The following is an 18,137-nucleotide window of genomic DNA, read 5'->3' on the forward strand; positions in this document are numbered from 1 at the left end:
CGCGAATCATCCTGCACTTGTCCGCAGCGTGCACAAGGTGGTTTTTGTCAGAATCATGCTTGACAGCATGAACAGAATGTGCGATAGGTTGGCTTGTTGCTGTTCATACTTTATGTTTCATGGACCGGCCGATCTGCGGACAGGTCGCGACCTGTCCCTACGAAACGGCTTACGCTACACTCATATCATACTCCTTATACCGTGCCTCGGCTTGCTCCATCACCTCGTCCAGTATTTCCTGCAACTCGGCTTTTACTTTAAACTTCAGCACTTTTTTTACGGCAAGTTGCAGTTGGGCTTTGGTGTCGTCTTTTTTGTACCAGTCGGGTTGCTGGGCGCTTTTCTTTACTTCGGCCAGTATCTTTTGTACCAGTTCTTTTATCAACTCGAAGTCCTGCACGGCGTTAGGGTGGTTGGCCAGGATCTCGTAAAAGGCTTCTTCCTCGTCGGTGAGGCCGAGCTGGTTTCTGCGTTCGTCTTCTTCCTGCATCTGCCTGGCTACCTCGCGCAGTTTTTCCATGGCCACCAGGCTATCGAAAAAGTGGTTGTGGTAATCGGCCAGAATTTGCTCTACCGCCTCTTTCAGCTTGCGTGACTTTGCCAGGTTTTTAAAAGAGCGCACCTTTATTTCATTGTTCATGATCTGGCGGATAAGCTCCAGCTTCAGTTCGTTCCCGGTTTTCTGGGCCTTGGCGGTGGCCAGGAAATCATCGTTGATGATGGAGATGTCGAAGCGCTCGATGCCGGCCATCTGGAACACGTCCACCACGTCTTCGCTCTCGATGCTGCGGTGGATGAGGTCTTTGACTTTTTGTGCCGATTCCTTTACGCTCCTGTTCGGGTTTTTCAGTTTGCGCAAGGCTGCACCTACGTGCTGCAGGTAGATAATATCGGCTGCCAGCTCGTTTATACGTTCGTGGCTTTTGATGATCGGGGCGAGGCTGCTGAGTATCTTCTCGTTCAGCATAAATGCCTTGCACAGTTCATCGTCTGCTACAATGGAGTTCGTAGCGATGGATACCAGTTTCAGCTTATCGCCTTTGGAAAGGGCCGGGAAGTAGAGGATAGCTTCGTGGTGAGACGCAAATTTTTGGGTCTCAATCGTACCCGAAAGTCCCCCTTTGGAGGGGGTAGGGGTAGTAGTCCTCGTGCTGAACTGATTTTCCCCGTTTGGCTCTTCGGCCTTATACTTCGTGGCAAATGTTCCTGCATCTTCTGCAGCATTGGTCATCCCCCAGCCCCCTTCAAAGGGGGACTTGTTCACATGATGAACCGCTACAGGACCTCCCGGCAGCATCTCCCGCAACACACCAATCGTTTCCTTGGCAAGCGCAAAGGCCTCCTCTATGTCAAAGGCAACTTTACCATCGCCCCCTGCCGAGGTATACTTGTTCGTGGCGTCGCGCAGCCGGTCCCCTATGCCGATGTAGTCCACGATCAGGCCGCTGGGCTTGTCGCGGAAAACGGTGGCGACGCGGTTGACGGCCTGAATCAGGTTGTGGCCGCTCATCACCTTGTCTATGTATAAAGTATGGAGGGCGGGGTTGTCGAAGCCGGTCAGCCACATGTCGCGCACGATCACGAGTTTTAGCGCATCGTCCGGGTCTTTGAAGCGGCTTTTGATGGCCTCCATCTGCTCTTTGGTGCGCACGTGCGGGTTCCAGGCGATGGGGTCTTTGGCGATGTTGGTGGTCATGATCACGGCTACCTCGGGACAGCCTTCCAGCGCGGTGAGGGCATCGTAGAGCTTCACGCAGTTGCGGCGGCTCATGCACACGAGCATGGCTTTGCCGCTCAGGCTGGCGTTGCGGTTGGTATAGTGCTGCAGCATGTCTTTGGCGATGGCCTCCACACGCGCGGCAGAACCGGCTGCGTCTTCCATTGCTGCCCAGAGTATCTTGTTTTTGTCGCTGTCTTCCAGACCGCCGGTTATCTCTTCGGCTTCTTCCTCTAGTTGCTCGTTGCCTAAATGCAGTTTGGCCAAACGCGGCTCGTAGTAGATCGGTACCACGGCTTTGTCTTCGGTGGCCTGGCGGATGTCGTAGGTATGGATGATCTCCCCGAACACGGCTTCGGTGTCGGCGTCTTTGCTGTCTACGGGGGTGCCGGTGAAGCCAATGAAGCTGGCCTGCGGCAGGGCACGGCGCAGGTTGTTGGCAAAGCCCTGTATCAGGCCGTACTGCGTGCGGTGGCACTCGTCGGCAATCACGATGATGTTGTCGCGGGTGCTCAGCACGGGATGCTCCAGCTCGCGCCCGGTGGCGGTGTCTTTCAGGTTAAACTTCTGCACGGTGCTAAACACTACGCCTCCGCCCTCTCCGCTCAGCAGGCTGCGCAGCTCGTCGGTGGTGTTGGCTATACTTACGTCGCCTACCAGGTCTTTGGCGGCCACGAAATCGTCGAAGAGCTGGCGGTTGAGGTCGAAGCGGTCTACCTGCACCACAATGGTCGGGTTCTTCAGCTCGGGCAGCTGGCGCAGGATGCCGGTGTAAATGGCCATGGTAATGCTTTTGCCGGAGCGGGTAGTGTGCCATACCACGCCAATGCGGCCGTCGCCGTAGGGCTTTACCGACTTCAGCGTTTCCTGCAGAGCGTACTGTATGCCGAAGAACTGGTGGTACTTGGCGCCTTTCTTGATCAGCTGGCCCTTGTCTAGCTCGTGGAAGATGTAGTGGCGCACATAAGCTAACAGGCGCTCGGGTACGAGCAGGCCTTTGATAAGCGTTTCCAGCGCAAAGCCGTTGTTTACTACCTCGCGGCCGTCTATACTTTTCCAGGCAGCGAACCACTCCAGGCCGCTGCTGTACATGCCGTGCAGGGTGGTCTGGCCATCGCTTACGATGGTGAGGGCATTGTACTCGAAGAGCTGCGGAATCTGGTAGGTATAGTGCTGCACCTGGTTGTAGGCGGCTTCTACAGTGGCGTCCTGGCTGAAGAGGTTCTTGAACTCGAAGAGCACCAGCGGCAGGCCGTTCACGAAAATGATCAGGTCGGGGATGCGTTTGCTTTTGCCGACGATGGTGAATTGGTTGATGACCTGAAACTCGTTCTGGTGCACATCGTCGTAGTCGATGGGGTAGAAGTGGCCGAAGTGCTGCCGGCCGGTATCGTCTTTCCAGGTTTTGCTGATGCCTTTGCTGAGCTTGAGGTGGAAGGCGTGGTTGCGCTGGTGCAAGTCTGCGCCGGGGTTATAGAGGAACTCCTGCTTCAGCTCGGCCAGCACCTTTTGCGGTACCTGCGGGTAGCGGCGCTGCAGAAAGGCCTCGAACACATCTTCGAGTACAGCCTTGCCCAGGTCGCGCTTTGTATCGGAGCCGTGTTGATAGGTATAGGGCTCCTGCTCGCGCAGCCAGGCGATGGCCGCCTGCTCAATGGCTTCTTCAGCTAAATACTGGCTCATGCTGTTCAGTTTGTTTGCTTTGCATCACGTCAATTTCTCCTGACATGAGTTTGGGTAGGAGGGCGTCTCTTGTTTTTGATAAAGTAGCTATCTCTGTTAGATTTTGCTGCTTCTTATGAAGAAGAGGGCGTAAATTAGCCTCAAACTCAGCAACCTTTTCTTTAGGTGGGATTATACTTCCCAATTCTAAAATCTCACTCGGTTTTACTCTTTGATGACTACCACTTGTACCAGTCGCTTTACCAACTAAATCATTCTTAACTTCTTCACTGCTTAGTAATAGGTATGCGAAACTATACCATTCTGGAGTCTTAGGTATGAATATCAAAAGCTCAGTTGAACATATTGCTCTCGATTCATCAACTTTTTCGATATTCCAAACTCTTGGGAATCGTGGATTGAGTTTTGAGAACAAAATTGAGTTTGACTTAACTATAAATTTGCTACTAAGTATAGTTTGACCGAGTTCTTCATTGGGTCTTTGCGAACTATCGAATGCAGGTATACTATAGTGTAAGTATACTTTATCAGGCTCTTTCGATGGATTAACTGAGTTCTTCGATTGAAGTATAACATCACCTAATTTACCAAGTTTCCATCCCTTCGGCAGATTCTCTTCATCAATACCATCCACGAAATACTGCCGGAAGAGCGTTTGCGCCATTTGCTCCAGCGTTTGGTTCATGCGGCGGTTCAGCTCTATTTTGTCATCCAGCGCAGACAAGATTTCGGCTATGCGGTTCTGAACTGCCACATCTTCTGGTGCTGAAATTTCAAATTCTTCCAGCATACCTTTAGTCAAGGCATTGCGTGTCGCACCTGTAGAGGCAAGTGATAAAAGTCTGTCTTTGTTATACTTTGTCAGCAAGCTATACTTCAGGAATTCAGGAGAAAGTTTAGAAGTATCAGCACGAAGTATAGCAACATGTTGGTTCACCCTTGCTGGCAAATATTCATCTGGCACCTGGCATACTCTGGCAACCGAATCACCTGTAATGTTTACCAGCACATCCCGCTCTTGTACTTCCACATTAGCTAAAGCTTTAGCCTGTGCTTCATTGATAAAAGCCAAACCATCTTCTGAGAAAGTGAAATCTAGCACATTCTGGCTCCTGATCAGTGAAATGCCCTCGGAGATATAGGCAGACTTACCACCTCTGGGTGTGGCACCGCTACCTATTTTAGAGCATAGTTCGGTGAGTTTATATGTGGTCCAGGTGGTCATTTATTCTTCAAATTATTTACTATTCTCAGAAGCCATTTCAAGAAGTTCCTTCAGTAGTGCTTTGTTCTTTTCTACTTCTTTTTTAGTTAACCTTATTCTGTAGCGTTTCCACTTTTGATCATAGTCTAAAGTGTCAAGTTCAGCTTCTTCAATTTTAGCATCAACCTCTGTAGAACTTTCTATGCGTAAATCCGCTACTAAAGTGTTTCTACGGGGCTTCAATACTACAAAATTATCTGACTGCCCATTTTTGTTTAATCCGATGTAGTGTTTCGTAAAACTTAATTTATGATCAGGCGAAAATTCATTAATTAAGCTTAAAAGTTGTTCAGCAATTTTAACCGACTCTTCTGAGCTTCGATTAACCCAATCATTGCGAGTAGTTGGAGCTGCATCTACATCATCTTCTTCCAAACCTAATGGCATCTCGTCTAATACTTTTGTAAACACCAATGCGATTTTACCGCCAAAATCATAAGCAGAAATTTGAATAGCAATAAGCGGAATAAAGCCATTAAACATACTGATAACATTATGGAAACGGCTAGTAATATCCTCAGCAATGATTACCGCGCAATGGTCATATTGAGGATACCGCTTTTTTTCAATGTCGTAGTATTCTAAGGTGCGAATAATATGACTTGCATCTGTAGCTCCTAATTGAATTTCAACCTCATACCTTCTCTGGTTAGCATCCCGAAGTAGTAAATCTAAACGACCACCACGTATTTGAATTCGTTCTTTACTTACAACTTCCAAATCACCCAAACCAAGTATAGATGGATCATTTGCTATTACATCCTGAATCCATGCTTCAGACAGATCAGGGCGGTTTTTTAAGCTTATTTTTTGTGGCTTAAAATGTTCAGGCATACATACTTGTGTTGAGGTATAATAGATAAGTTAAAAACTAAACCTATGGTTTTGCAGTATGGGCTGATCAGAAGCTAAAAGCTTTGCTGGCTGTACAATAGGAAGAACAGCCCCTTCTAGAAAAGTACCACTAGCTTTGGCTGCAAGGAGGCCGCGTGTGGTTGAATAGGCAATACTTACTGCAGTTATAGATATGGGTTGGGGAATGGGTTCGTTATTGTTGGTTTGCAATAGATTATCTAGGCCATCAATCTGGAAAAAGCATTCGGTTACGATGCTTCCTGTTTGCGTCCTAGAATCTGATGCCTGCGCATTACAATCTACCTTTATGAGTACACGCAACCAGTTGCCTTGGGCAGCGCTTAAATTTGCTTGTACCGTAAAATGATAATATTCTACTTCAGCAACTCGGAGCGGCGCATCTTCATCATTCTGTACCTGAAAAGAAATTATTCCACAGTAGCTAATCTGTAATTGATCTGGAGTGAATGGGATAGTAGTCATTCGAATACTTTATTAAGCAAAGAGTTCCTCGGTATGTTCTACTACCAAATCATAATCTGCCATTCTTTCCTGGGCTACTAAAAGGTTTGTCTCCACTTCGCGTAATTGATTATATACTTCAGGCCTTACAACAGTTTGGTGTAGTACAATAGGAGTTTTACTGAATCGCTTCTTAGCTTCAAGGTATGTCAGTAATATATCTACACCCAACACATCCTCGATTTCTGTAATTGTTTTGAGTGTGAAATTATGGAAGCCAGTTAGCCACTTGCTAATCTGCGATTCCTTTTTGCCCAAGGCTTCAGCTAACTGCCGTTGCGTCATACCTTTTTCTTCGAGCAGACGTACGATTTCGTCACCTATTTGTAACGACTTGTCGATAAATCGCTTGCCGCTTTCGGTTACTTCTACCTGATCGAAATATTGATTAAACATGGTTTTCAAAATTGAGTGTTAGTCGTATGGTTGTGTCGTCTTTTGGAAAATCACTACAGGAAAGGCATTGTCTTTTAATCTCCTTTACTACTGCGTTCATTAATTCGAAATGTGGAAAGCAATCAGGGCTTTCTTTAGCTTTTTGACTTGTTTTAACTCCTCCGTTCCCTAACAATACCACACTATCATTACAACGCCAGCAATAGAGGCGAAGGTCCGATGATGGAATAGGGGGTGGAAGTGCGTGTGCTCGCTTTTCAGACCTGAAGTAGCGTTCTGAGGCACCGCGTTCTTCACCAATTTTGTCTTTAAGCCAATATTTAATGTTCCCAAGGTCTTTTGCATAAGTACTGTTCTTAAAGCGTTTAAAGAACTTATCAGTTTCTGAAAACTCTTCACCTTTAACACGGATGGTATAATAAGTTACCAGCCTAAGTTTCATGTAAACTCCTATTTCTACGAACAGTTTCACTTATAAGTTAAGTTCAAAGGTATATACTTTATTTATAATCCCAAAATTCACTTATAAATTAATTAAAAGTGATACGAATGATGTGCGTACTGTTACAACCCAAACCCAATCCCCTCCAGATTCTCCCGAATCCGCTTCTCCAGCAGGGCACTTTCCTCAAACTGGGCAGTCAGTTCGGTGGTCAGCAGATTCATCTTCTCTTCAAATGGAACGCCGTCGTCTTCCTCGACTTCGGAGCCCACGTAGCGGCCCGGCGAGAGCACGAAATTGTTGGCGGCCACTTCGACTAAGGTAGCGGCTTTGCAGAAGCCTTCCACATCAGAGTAGCTGCCGCCCAGGTTGCGCCAGGTATGGTAGGTGTCGGCAATGCGGGCTACGTCGGCATCTTCGAACACGCGTAGGCGGCGGCTGGCCATCGTGCCCAGTTTGCGGGCATCTATAAACAGGATCTCGTTTTTACGCTCGCGGTGCTCGCCGTCTTTGCCGTCGCGGTTCTTGCTAAGTATAAAAATACAGGCCGGTATGCCGGTGGTCAGGAACAGCTTGTCGGGCATTTGCACAATGCAGTCTACCATGCCTTGCTGTATCATGTGCTCGCGCACGTTCTTTTCGCCGGCGCTTCCGGTGGTCATGGCGCCGTTGGCCATCACCACGCCAGCCGTGCCGCGCTCGCTCAGGTGCTGCCACAGCGTCTGGAACCACATGTAATTGGCGTTGCCGGGGGTGGTAAAGGTATCTTTGGCCCCGAAGAGGCGCGAGTCGTTGTCGGGTAGCAGCTCGGGGTGCCAGTTCGAGATGTTGAACGGCGGGTTCATGAGGGCGTAGTCGGCCTTCAGGTCGGGGAAGCGGTCCTGCAGCAGCGAGTCGCCCAGCTTCACGTCGAAGGAGAGGTTGCGCAGCAGCAGGTTCATTTTGCAGAGGCGCAGCGTGCCTTCGTAGCGCTCCTGCCCGTAAATGGAGATGTCGTTTTTATCGCCACCGTGTGCCTGCAGAAACTTGAGGCTCTGCACAAACATCCCGCCCGATCCGCAGGCCAGGTCCATGATACGGCCCTTAAGCGGCTCCAGCATTTCCACGAGCAGACGCACCACCGAGCCCGGTGTAAAGAACTGCCCCGCGCCGGAGCCTTCGGCCATGGCAAACTTGCCAATGTAATATTCATACACGCGGCCGTAGATGTCGGACTCGGGGTTGTTGATCTCGGAGAACTTCTCTTTGGAGAACAGATTGATGAGTCCGGCCACCTGCGTAGGGGAGAGCTGGCTTTTCACAAAGATCGGCTCCAGCACGCCTTTGTAGTCAGGGTTGCGCTTGCTCAGGATCTCGTCGAGCAGCAAAAAGGCCTGGTCTACTTTTACTTTTATGTCGTCCTGCTCGGCGTTCTCGCGCAGGTACTCCCAGGTGGCTTGTTTGGACAGGCGGTACACGTTCTTTACCTGGTACTCCAGTTCGTCTTCCAGTACCTCGGTCTGCTGATGGGCCTCTAGGTTATAGTAATCGCTTTTAGGGTCTGCAAAAGAAAGCTGCAGTTCGTGTTTGCGCACTTCAAATCGCTCGGAAAGGTGCTTTAAAAACAGCAGCGAAAGCACGTAGTCTTTGTACTGGTTTTCGGCTACGGCGCCGCGCAGTTCGTTGGCAGCATTCCAGAGTTCGTTTTCAAAATCTATATCCGCCTTTGCTTTGGCGGTGGGGGTGTTGTTAGTGGCCATGTATTATACGCGGAGTTAAAAGGATCACAAGGTACAAAAACAATAGCGAAATATATAGATCAAATAAAATATTTCGTAGGGACAGGTCGCGACCTGTCCGAATCGTGCACCGAACAATCATTACGCGACCCATCCGAATCGTGCACCGGGCAATCGTTCCCCCACCCATCCGAATCGTGCCCCTAACAATCATTACCAAAATCCTCTTCTAATCGTGCATGAGCCTGTTCTTTCCCCGAATTACCCTATTCGTCCGCATCGTGCACCGGCAAATTGTCTGAAACAGGATGGGTTTACAGGATGTTTTGCGGCACCGGGTCAAACCACCCCTGCCCCTCCTTGGCCAAGGAGGGGAGTCTGTAATTCCGGATGCTCAAGTATAGGTTTCAGCGATAGGCTGTTCTGCGGACAGGTCGCGACCTGTCCGTACGAGGAATGCGTATACCTGCTTTATGGCTTTACCAGATCGGAAACGGAACAGAATGATGGGGTATGATTACAGTCGGGAAGGGCTGTACTTTGTTACATCCTGTGTGCAGGATAAGGTTTGCGCTTTCGGGCATGTTGCTGATGGTGAAATGGTGCTGAATGTGTATGGACAAATTGCCGAAAGGCAGTGGCATTGGCTGGAGGAAAAATATCCATACCTGGTGCTGCATGCTTTTGTGGTGATGCCAAACCACGTGCATGGAATTATCGAGATTGATCAGGGGATGATGTGGAATGTTGCGGACAGGTGGGGGAATGTTTCTATGTTGGGGAACGTGTCGGGGATGAAGGGGACAGTTTCGCGGGTGATTGGGAACGATTTTGGGGTGATGGGGAACGATTCGGGGGTGATGGGGAACGATTCGGACAGGTCGCGACCTGTCCCTACGAAGATAAAATCTATTTCTGAATTGATGGGGGTATATAAAACCACGACCTCTAAAATGATTCGCCAGGCTGGGATGGATAATTTTGTATGGCAACGTTCCTTTCACGACCACATCATCCGCCACGAAAGGGCATATATCAAAATTGAGCAATACATCCGAAACAATCCGTCGCTGTGGCAACAAGACACCTTTTACCAAACCACACCCCCCTCGTAGGGACAGGTCGCGACCTGTCCGAATCGTGCACCGAACAGTCATTCCCAAACCTGTCCGAATCGTGCATCGGGAAATCATCCTGCGAATCGTGCACCGGGCAATCGTTCCCCCACCCATCTGAATCGTGCACCGGGCAATCGTTCCCCCATCTGTCTGAATCGTGTATGAGCCAATTGTTTCCCCACCTGTTCCTATCGTTCCCCCAATTATCCCCACAACCTCCCCGCACCAGCCGTTTTACCTGCGTTCAGGCGGCTGTTTTGCTTTTACCGTCATATTCCTCGACTTCATTTTACCATTCCGCGTATAGAAACTAAAGTATATCTTTTCGCTTAAATAGTACAATCTGACTATGTTAATTTTCTGGACCTTAGTGATAGGGGTAGCGCTGGGCTACATGTACGGCCACTACCTGAAACCTAATCTCCGCCTGCGCAAGGCCATCCGGGTTGCCCGGGAAACCTGCGCAGCCACGCTGCAGCAAAGCAACAAAGGCGTGTACCGCACCGTCATCACAGACCATAACCAATCGTCGGAGCTCACGGTGGAGGTGCAGGAGCTTGCCCTTACCAAAGCCGGGCAGGTGAAGGTGGCCTTTGTCAGTGCCTTTTACAAAAATCCGGAGTTCAGAACCAAAAAAGGGGAGGCCCTGCTGCGCGAAGTGCGTGAGTTGCTGGGCGATTACCTGCCGCAAAGCGAGATTGAATGGTACGAGAACGGCGAACAGAAGACACTGGCCAGCGGGCAGCTTCGGATTTTAGATAACCTTGATAACAAACATTTCGGAACATGAGCACCATGGAAAACACCAACATGACCATTGCAGAGGACAAAGAACTGGTACAGCAGAAGGCCCGGGAAATGTCGAAGACCATTGACCCCGGCAAACCCGAAACCCTGACTAATTTTGGCGTTGAAACGCAGCGTAAGCTGGGCTACTATTCCAACGAGCTGCTCACGAAGGTTCGCGCCAAAGATTCCGGCGATGCCGGTGCCGCCATCAACGAGCTGCTCACCAAGATCAACATGATCCGGATTGACGAGTCGGAGAAGCGGAGCCTGCTCTCGCGCCTGCCCTTTGCCAAAAAGATTCAGGACCGCTCGCAGCGCATTGCCATGCAGTACAACTCGGTGGCCGAAAATGTGGACGATGTGGTGGTGAAACTGGAGAAAACCCGCCAGAGCATATTAAAGGACTCCACCAGCCTGGATGTGATGTTTAAGCAGGCCGTGGAGTACATACACGAGGTAAGGGCTGTTATTGCAGCCGGTAAAATGAAGGTGGAGGAGCTGGAGCAGGATACTATTCCAAAACTCCAGCAGGAAGCAGAAGCCAGCAACCAGGACGAGCTGGTGGTGCAGCGCCTCAGCGACATGGTGGCCTTTAAGGAGCGGCTTGAGAAAAAAGTGCACGACCTGACGCTTTCCCATACCATCGCGACGCAGGCCATGCCCCAGATCCGGATGATCCAGAACACCAACGAGGTGCTGGCCCAAAAGATACAGGACTCCATCGTAACGGTGATTCCGGTGTGGCGCCAGCAGGTGGCCATCGCCCTGGGGCTGGAAAAGCAACGCAAGGCCCTGGAGATTCAGAAAAAAGTAACCGATACCACCAACGAGATGCTGCTCAAAAACTCGCAGCTCTTGAAAACGAATGTGGTAAATGCGGCCAAAGAGAACGAGCGCGGCATTGTGGATGTGGAAACGCTGAAAAAAGTGAACCGCGACATGGTGGAAACGCTGGATGCCGTTTTAAAGATTTCGGAAGAGGGGAGCCGCAAGCGCGAAGAGGCGGTAAAAGAACTGGCAGAAGTGCAGGAGGAGTTGCACAATAAGATACTGAGCACTTTCGGCAAATCGAAACAGATAGAGACAGGCGCATGACCCCAGACAAAGAACGGCCCCGCAAATCCGCCACACTCCTGACCCCGGAGCAGGAACACCTGCTGGATTTGTACCTGCAGAAGCTGAACAGCACATACCAGGAATTGAAAACCTCCGAGAAAATTCAGGTGGAAATAGAAACGGCGCACCTTAAAAAGATACTTTCGAAATGATCCGGCTTCTCCGCAACCTCTTCGGACTTCGTGGTGTAACAGGCAACAGAACGGTGGTAGGCACGCCTGAAAGTATAGATGTGAAGGGGCTGCCCTATATCCAGGACAGCAACCGCAGGTTAATGTCCCTGCAGGAACTCTATAACCGCTTCAGCGACACGCCGCATGCCCAGAAGATCTATGCGGTGGTTGAGAAAACCAGGCGCCTGCATGCCTACCTGGTTAGCCGCGACAGGGCGCACGAACTGGAACTGTTTCACCTGCAGCACACCGATCATTTCCTGAGCACTTATACCGCCATTCTGGACGCCCGGCAGCACCCCACCCCACGGCCTGCAGTTGCCGGCGCACAAGCGCAAATCAGCAGTCCGGCCACACCCAAACCGGCCACGCGACCAGAGGTAGTGGGCCGCACATTTGTGTTAGGGCCTTTCAGGAGGGAGAGCAAAGAGGTGAAGGCCGTTACCACACAGAACCGCGAAAGCAGCCAGCGCATTTTCGTGGAAAGCACAACGGCCAAAACCGACGTGCCTGCACTCACCGCCCCCGATATCTCCATCGATACCTATTCTAAAATTGAGTACCTGCAGGAGGAGGATACGGCAGGGCTTACCCCAAATGAGATCGGCTATACTTCTACTGCAGAAGAGAAAGCAAGCTTTGTGGCTTTTGTGTCGGGGAGGCTTGGCATAGAAGGGGTTACCTACGTAGGCAACGCCACTGTATGCGTTCCGGCTGCAAACGGGGCTACCTACACCGAAGTCATGCTACCCGTTATCCACTGGAACGGCGCACCCTATGCGCTTCAGCTGGAAGAGGACCGTTTATACCCGGTCAGCACATTCAGGCAGGGCAGGTAGGCTGTTATTTGTGGCTAATAGCCGCGGCCTCTTTAATGGCCTGGTCAAGTTGCAGACTGCTGTCTACCAGCATGTTGCAGATGTTCCTTAAGTTCTGGTCCAGCTCCATCCGTTCCAACACCTTGGCCAGTCCTAAAATATTGGCCAGGGGCCTTCGGATGATATGCGACTGGTGGAAGGACATTTCGCGTAGCACCGTCTCTTTTTGGTCGATAAGGGAGCGCGCATTCTTCAGCTGCTCGTGGTCATCCATGTAGGCCGTAATGTCGTAGCCCAGGCAGAACATACCCGCCGGTTGGTTATCGGCATCGAACAGCGCTTTATACTCCCACTGTGTTATCACGAACCCGCCTTTGCCGTCATGCTTGCGGATTGTGGCCGGGAACGTGCTGTCCGGGTTTGCAAAGCATTGTACACTAACCTCCTCACACACCTTGGTATCGTCGGGGTGCATGGTGATCTCATAAGATTTTCCTACCACTGGTCCATGGATATGTTCAAAGGCCTTGCGGTAGCAGTTGTTCACATAGGTATACCGGCCTTGCATGTTGGTGGTGATGATGTAGTAGAAGGTGGAGTCTTCCAGCAGGTTTTTGGTTTCCTCAAAATTTGCCATGCAGCTAATATAAGCGAAAGCAGGCTTAGTTGTATTTAGCTATTAGTGAAAATTTTGGGGCAATCTATTTGCCGATGCAGAACTTCGTGAAGATATTATCCAGCAGGTCGTCTGTGGTAATCTCACCCGTAATCTCGCCTAAACTATACAGTGCCCTGCGGATATCGGCAGCCACCAGATCGCCGCTGACACCCAGGGCAAGGCCGTTGAGCACATCGTCGAGGGCCGCGTAGGTTTTGTTCAGGCTATCCAGGTGGCGCAGGTTGGTCACGATGGTCTGGCCCTGTGTGTTCAGCCTGTCCAGGTTTACTTTCTGCACCAGGGCCTGCTTCAGCTCCTCCAGGTAGGCACCCTCGGAGGCGGCAATTTGCACCAGGTTGTCTATGCTGGCGAAGGCTGCCAGTTTCTCCGGCGATGCCTGGTCTATTTTATTGGCAACGGCTATAAAAGGTAGCTTTTTGGGATTCAGCCTGTCCAGCTCCGCCTGCACTTCCCAGGCACTCACCTCGGTTATATCGAACAGGTAAATGATCAGGGCCGATTGGCTTAGCTTCTGCATGGTGCGCTCCACACCCATGGCCTCTACCTTATCAGTAGTTTCGCGCAGTCCGGCTGTGTCGATAAAGCGGAACGTAATGCCGGCGATGTTGATCTCGTCCTCTATAAAGTCGCGGGTGGTGCCGGGCACATCCGACACAATGGCCTTTTCTTCGTTGAGCAGCTTGTTCAGGAGCGTGGACTTGCCGGCATTCGGGTTCCCCACGATCACGGTAGGCACCCCGTTCTTGATCACGTTGCCCAGCTCAAAGGATTTCAGCAACTCCCGGATAATCTGCTGGATGTTGCCTATAAGCGCACGCAGCTGATCGCGGTCCGCAAATTCCACATCCTCTTCGCCAAAGTCCAGTTCCAGCTCGATCATGGAGGCGAAATGCACCAGTTCGGCCCGCAGGCGCTTGATCTCCTGCGAAAAGCCCCCGCGCATCTGCTTCATCGCCACCTCATGCGAGAGAGCGGAGTCAGAGGCGATCAGGTCGGCCACAGCCTCGGCCTGGGCCAGATCAAACTGCCCGTTCAGGAAGGCGCGTTTGGTAAACTCCCCGGCATTGGCCAGGCGGGCCCCCTGCCGCAGCAAGAGCTGCATGATCTGCTGCACAATAAAGTCGGAACCGTGGCAGGAGATCTCCACCACATTTTCTTTGGTATAGGAGTGAGGCCCCACAAAAAGCGATACCAGTACTTCATCGAGTATTTTATCCGCATCACGAATGGTGCCGAAGTGGATGGTATGGCTGGCCTGCCTGGTGAGGTCTTTGCCTTTAAATACACCGTTGGTGATGGTAATGGCCTCGGGGCCGGAAAGGCGGATAACCGCTATGGCACCCACCCCCGGGGCAGTGGCCACCGCCACGATGGTATCGTTGTTTAAGTTCAGGTTGATCACAATGGAATATACTTTTGCGCAATGCAAATTTACGATTTTATTGCTGGTTTCACCGCCCTTGTTTTAACCTCATCCCAGCCCTCTCCTTAAAAGGTGAGGGAGCTATTTGGCTTTACTTTGGCCACTTTTTAAACAAGAGCGAGCTAATTTGTCCAGATTTAAAGGCTTTTCTCGTATTCCTGGTAATTCATGGTTTTGTGGTGGTTCTCGCCGAAGTAACGCAGGATGCGGGAGAAGTTTTTAGCATCGAGGTAGCCGGGGACCGGGGCCAGCATGTTAAACTGCTCGTCCAGGTAAACGGTGGTCGGGAAACTGAGCTGGCCCTGCAGCAGGGCCACGGCCAGTTCGTGGGCTTTGTACTCCGACTTAAAGTTGTAGGTCTTGCCGTTCAGGGTAATGGCCTCTCTGCCTTCGGCATCCAGCTTAACCGGGTAGTAGTGCGCGTTGATCAGGGCGGCTACCTTGGGGTCAGTGAAGGTGTCTTTGTCCATTTTTTTGCACCAGCCGCACCAGTCCGTATACACATCGATCACCACCTTACGGGGTTCGGTTTTCATGCGTGCGGCAGCCTGCTCGATGGTCAGCCACTTTATCTTCTCAACCGGTGCAGCCGCTGTGGCATTTCCGGAGACAAGGGCAGTTGCTTGCTGTATAGCAGGGGCAGCTGCTTCTGGGGCGGCTGCAGTAGGTGCAGTGGTTTGGCAGCCCGCCAGCAGAGGCAGGGCCAGCAAAGCAATATATAGTATGCGCATCTTTTCCATTTAGTAAAGCTTATACCTGGCAAAACACCTCGTGGAGCAAGTATAGTTCAGCCAGTATGTGGCCTACACAATAAGCATCGGTATTTTAACGGAGTGGCGCACGGCATCTATGGTGGCACCCAGAATCAGGTCTTTCATGATCTTGTGGCCGTGCGAGCCCATTACCAGCAGGTCGGCTTCAAACAGCTTAACAATTTTAGGGATACGCTGCTTGGGGTTTCCGAAGCCGAGCTGCACGCGCACGTTGTAGCCACGGGCACGCAGGTCGCTGGCATAGCGCTGCAGGTTGTCCCAATCCGAGGTGGTTTCCAAGTCTTTGATATCCTGACCGAAAACCAGGGCCCCCGCCGTTTCCACTACGTGTATGAGCAGGTACTCCGCGGCAGTGGAGCCAATGGCAATGGCATTATCGAGCACCAGTTTATCCACGGCAGTAAAATCGAGAGTGATGGCAATGCGCTGGTAAGCGGGCGTAACCTGCGGCTGGTAACTGACAGGTTGCTGGTGTTTGGCGGGTTTGTAGTGCGCCACGGCACCGCTTACCAGTGGCTGCACCGTAATGTAAAGCAGCAGCAAGGCACAGGCCAGGGCGACCGGCACCACCAGTACCCAGATCAACAAGGGGTTTTCCGCTTCGGTCAGCCAGACAATGATCTCGTCTATCACCAGCTTGGCGTTCAGCAGCACAATAATGGAGGCGATCAGCCAGGCACCGGTCTTTAACCAGAAGCCGATGGCAAACTCGCCCATGCTTTTTTTGTTGCTCACAAAGTGAATGAGCGGAATCACGGCGAAGCCTAGCTGTAAACTCAGGATCACCTGGCTGAGCACGAGCAACTCCCCGGTCTGGTCCTCGCCGTAATACAGGATCACGAACAGGGCCGGCCCCACGGCCAGCAAGCGCGTGATCATGCGCCGTAGCCAGGGCTGGATGCGCAGGTTCAGGTAACCTTCCATCACAATTTGGCCCGCCAGCGTGCCCGTGAGGGTGGAACTCTGCCCGGCCGCGATCAGGGCCACCGCGAAAAGCACCGGGGCCCACTTGGTGCCCAGCAGAGGCGCCAGGAACTTGTGCGCATCCTGAATCTCGGTCACGTTAAAAATACCGTTCCTGTAAAAGGCGGCGGCGGCAAGTATAAGTATGGCCGCGTTCACAAACAGGGCCAGGTTCAGGGCAATGGCAGAATCCACGAAGTTATACTTGATGGCGCGCCAGACACCCTTTGGGCTTCGGTCTATCTTGCGCGACTGCACCAGCGAGGAGTGCAGGTAGAGGTTGTGCGGCATGACCGTGGCCCCAATTATGCCAATGGCAATGTAGAGCGCATCGCTGTTGGGGATAGAAGGCACAATGCCGCTGAGCAGTTCGCCGGCATCCGGTTTGGCAAAGAACATCTCCATAATAAAGGCGCCGCCAATGATTGTGACCAGGGCCAGCACGAAAGCCTCCATTTTCCGCATGCCCTTATTGATCAGGAAAAGCAGCAGGAAGGTGTCGAGCACCGTCAGGCTAACCCCCCAAACCAGCGGAATGCCGAATAGTAGCTGTAAACCGATGGCCATGCCCAGCACTTCGGCCAGGTCGCAGGCGGCAATGGCTATCTCTGCCAGGATGTAAAGCGGAATGTTGATAAAGGAGGGATAGGTTTCACGGGAGGCCTGCGCCAGGTCTTTGCCCCGCACCACGCCCAGGCGGGCACTGAGGCTCTGCAGCAGAATGGCCATCAGGTTAGACATCAGCAGCACCCACACCAGCTTGTAGCCGAACTGACTTCCGCCCGCAATGTCGGTGGCCCAGTTGCCGGGGTCCATGTAGCCTACGCTTACCAGGTAAGCCGGCCCCATAAAGGCAAAAAGCCGCCTCCACAGGCTGGTGGGGGTGGTGGTATCAATCGAGGAGTGTACCTCTTCCAATGATTTTCCTGAATGGGTTTCCTGCAGAGACATAATAGAATGTATTTAGGTAGGGTAGCTGAAGCGTGTTTTCTATCAGGCGGATAAAAAGATGTTTTTAGACACTTCGCTGGAGATGAGCATGCTTTTGCTGTCCTCCAGCGTTATCTCGATCGAGTTATCGTAGGGTATTTTGTCGATGATGCGGATGCGGGTGCCGAGTGAGATGCCCATTTTATCCAGGTACTGCAGAAAGAGCGGCTGCGAGTCGTTTACGCCCACTACTTGCCCTGCCTCATTGATCTCCATCTCGGCCAGCAGCCGTTGGGGCTTTAATTTCATCTCCCCGTTTTCTGTGGGAATGGGGTCGCCGTGCGGGTCGAACTGCGGATAACCTAAAAACTCGTCCAGGCGCCGGGTAAGCAGGCTCGATGAGATATGCTCCAGTTCCTCGGCCACATCATGCACCTCATCCCAGTTGAATTTTAGTTTCTCCACCAGAAAAACCTCCCAGAGCCGGTGTTTGCGGATCACTTTCAGGGCCACGCGCTCGCCCTGCTCAGTCAGGGAAACGCCTTTATACTTTACGTAATTCACAATGCCCTTCGAGCTTAGTTTCCGGAGCATGTCCGTCACCGAAGCGGCCTTGGTAGTGAGCGCCTCAGCTATGGCATTGGTGTTCACCTCCTGCCCGCCATTGGCCGAAAGCTTGTAAATGGCTTTGATGTAATTCTCCTCAGCGAAACTGTACACGTTGTTAATTTTGAATATTTGGACAAGTGACAGTGTGC

17 protein-coding genes are annotated in these 18,137 nt (G+C 51.4%); 5 read left to right on the plus strand and 12 right to left on the minus strand.

Features of this window, described 5'->3' with window-relative positions; genetic code table 11:
- Positions 1-169: 169 nt before the first annotated feature.
- The 7 genes from AC4BAN_RS04105 to AC4BAN_RS04135 all read right to left on the minus strand — a co-directional run bounded on the left by AC4BAN_RS04105 (position 170) and on the right by AC4BAN_RS04135 (position 8,618).
- Entirely contained in the window at positions 170-3,400 is a 3,231-nt protein-coding gene (locus tag AC4BAN_RS04105) for a type I restriction endonuclease subunit R (RefSeq protein WP_490563102.1), read from the minus strand.
- Positions 3,381-4,625: a restriction endonuclease subunit S gene (locus AC4BAN_RS04110; protein ID WP_490563103.1), complete on the minus strand. Its 1,245-nt coding sequence runs from the start codon at positions 4,623-4,625 to the stop codon at positions 3,381-3,383. Before AC4BAN_RS04110 ends, AC4BAN_RS04105 begins: the two co-directional genes overlap by 20 nt.
- A 12-nt stretch (positions 4,626-4,637) precedes the next feature.
- Positions 4,638-5,498 carry a hypothetical protein gene (locus AC4BAN_RS04115; protein ID WP_490563104.1) on the minus strand — a complete coding sequence of 287 codons (861 nt, stop codon included), beginning with the start codon at positions 5,496-5,498 and terminating at the stop codon, positions 4,638-4,640.
- A 30-nt stretch (positions 5,499-5,528) separates the two neighbouring features.
- A complete protein-coding gene (locus AC4BAN_RS04120) occupies positions 5,529-6,002 on the minus strand; it encodes a hypothetical protein (RefSeq protein WP_490563105.1) in 474 nt (157 codons plus the stop codon).
- Between the two features lie 12 nt (positions 6,003-6,014).
- Entirely contained in the window at positions 6,015-6,437 is a 423-nt protein-coding gene (locus AC4BAN_RS04125) for a helix-turn-helix domain-containing protein (RefSeq protein ID WP_490563106.1), read from the minus strand.
- Positions 6,430-6,879 carry a hypothetical protein gene (locus tag AC4BAN_RS04130; protein WP_490563107.1) on the minus strand — a complete coding sequence of 150 codons (450 nt, stop codon included), beginning with the start codon at positions 6,877-6,879 and terminating at the stop codon, positions 6,430-6,432. The genes AC4BAN_RS04125 and AC4BAN_RS04130 overlap by 8 nt, the downstream gene beginning before the upstream one ends.
- 122 nt (positions 6,880-7,001) lie before the next feature.
- A complete protein-coding gene (locus AC4BAN_RS04135; RefSeq protein ID WP_490563108.1) occupies positions 7,002-8,618 on the minus strand; it encodes a type I restriction-modification system subunit M in 1,617 nt (538 codons plus the stop codon).
- 452 nt (positions 8,619-9,070) lie between these two features.
- Between AC4BAN_RS04135 and AC4BAN_RS04140 the strand changes: the two genes are divergently transcribed.
- From AC4BAN_RS04140 to AC4BAN_RS04160, 5 genes are all read left to right on the plus strand, one after another.
- On the plus strand, positions 9,071-9,712 hold the full coding sequence (locus tag AC4BAN_RS04140) for a transposase (protein ID WP_490563109.1): 642 nt from the start codon (positions 9,071-9,073) through the stop codon (positions 9,710-9,712).
- A 352-nt stretch (positions 9,713-10,064) separates the two neighbouring features.
- Positions 10,065-10,505: a hypothetical protein gene (locus AC4BAN_RS04145; RefSeq protein ID WP_490563110.1), complete on the plus strand. Its 441-nt coding sequence runs from the start codon at positions 10,065-10,067 to the stop codon at positions 10,503-10,505.
- Positions 10,502-11,599, plus strand: a complete 1,098-nt coding sequence (locus AC4BAN_RS04150) for a toxic anion resistance protein (protein ID WP_490563111.1) — start codon at positions 10,502-10,504, stop codon at positions 11,597-11,599. The genes AC4BAN_RS04145 and AC4BAN_RS04150 overlap by 4 nt, the downstream gene beginning before the upstream one ends.
- Positions 11,596-11,772, plus strand: coding sequence for a hypothetical protein (locus AC4BAN_RS04155; protein ID WP_490563112.1), 177 nt, complete (start codon positions 11,596-11,598; stop codon positions 11,770-11,772). The genes AC4BAN_RS04150 and AC4BAN_RS04155 overlap by 4 nt, the downstream gene beginning before the upstream one ends.
- Positions 11,769-12,632, plus strand: a complete 864-nt coding sequence (locus tag AC4BAN_RS04160; protein WP_490563113.1) for a hypothetical protein — start codon at positions 11,769-11,771, stop codon at positions 12,630-12,632. Before AC4BAN_RS04155 ends, AC4BAN_RS04160 begins: the two co-directional genes overlap by 4 nt.
- Positions 12,633-12,636: 4 nt before the next feature.
- On the opposite strand, the gene AC4BAN_RS04165 is transcribed toward AC4BAN_RS04160, so the two are convergent.
- The 5 genes from AC4BAN_RS04165 to AC4BAN_RS04185 form a co-directional block, all read right to left on the minus strand.
- A complete protein-coding gene (locus AC4BAN_RS04165; protein ID WP_490563114.1) occupies positions 12,637-13,248 on the minus strand; it encodes a PAS domain-containing protein in 612 nt (203 codons plus the stop codon).
- A gap of 64 nt (positions 13,249-13,312) precedes the next feature.
- Positions 13,313-14,695, minus strand: coding sequence for a tRNA uridine-5-carboxymethylaminomethyl(34) synthesis GTPase MnmE (gene mnmE, locus AC4BAN_RS04170; protein WP_490563551.1), 1,383 nt, complete (start codon positions 14,693-14,695; stop codon positions 13,313-13,315).
- 155 nt (positions 14,696-14,850) lie between these two features.
- The gene (locus tag AC4BAN_RS04175; protein ID WP_490563115.1) at positions 14,851-15,444 is read right to left on the minus strand and encodes a thioredoxin family protein; all 594 of its coding nucleotides are present in this window, start codon (positions 15,442-15,444) and stop codon (positions 14,851-14,853) included.
- A 72-nt stretch (positions 15,445-15,516) separates the two neighbouring features.
- Positions 15,517-17,400: an Nramp family divalent metal transporter gene (locus AC4BAN_RS04180; protein WP_490563116.1), complete on the minus strand. Its 1,884-nt coding sequence runs from the start codon at positions 17,398-17,400 to the stop codon at positions 15,517-15,519.
- A gap of 42 nt (positions 17,401-17,442) precedes the next feature.
- Positions 17,443-18,099 (minus strand): metal-dependent transcriptional regulator, encoded by a 657-nt coding sequence (locus AC4BAN_RS04185; protein ID WP_490563117.1) that lies wholly within the window; start codon positions 18,097-18,099, stop codon positions 17,443-17,445.
- Positions 18,100-18,137 lie beyond the last annotated feature (38 nt).

It is taken from the genome of Pontibacter sp. GD13 (assembly GCF_058216355.1).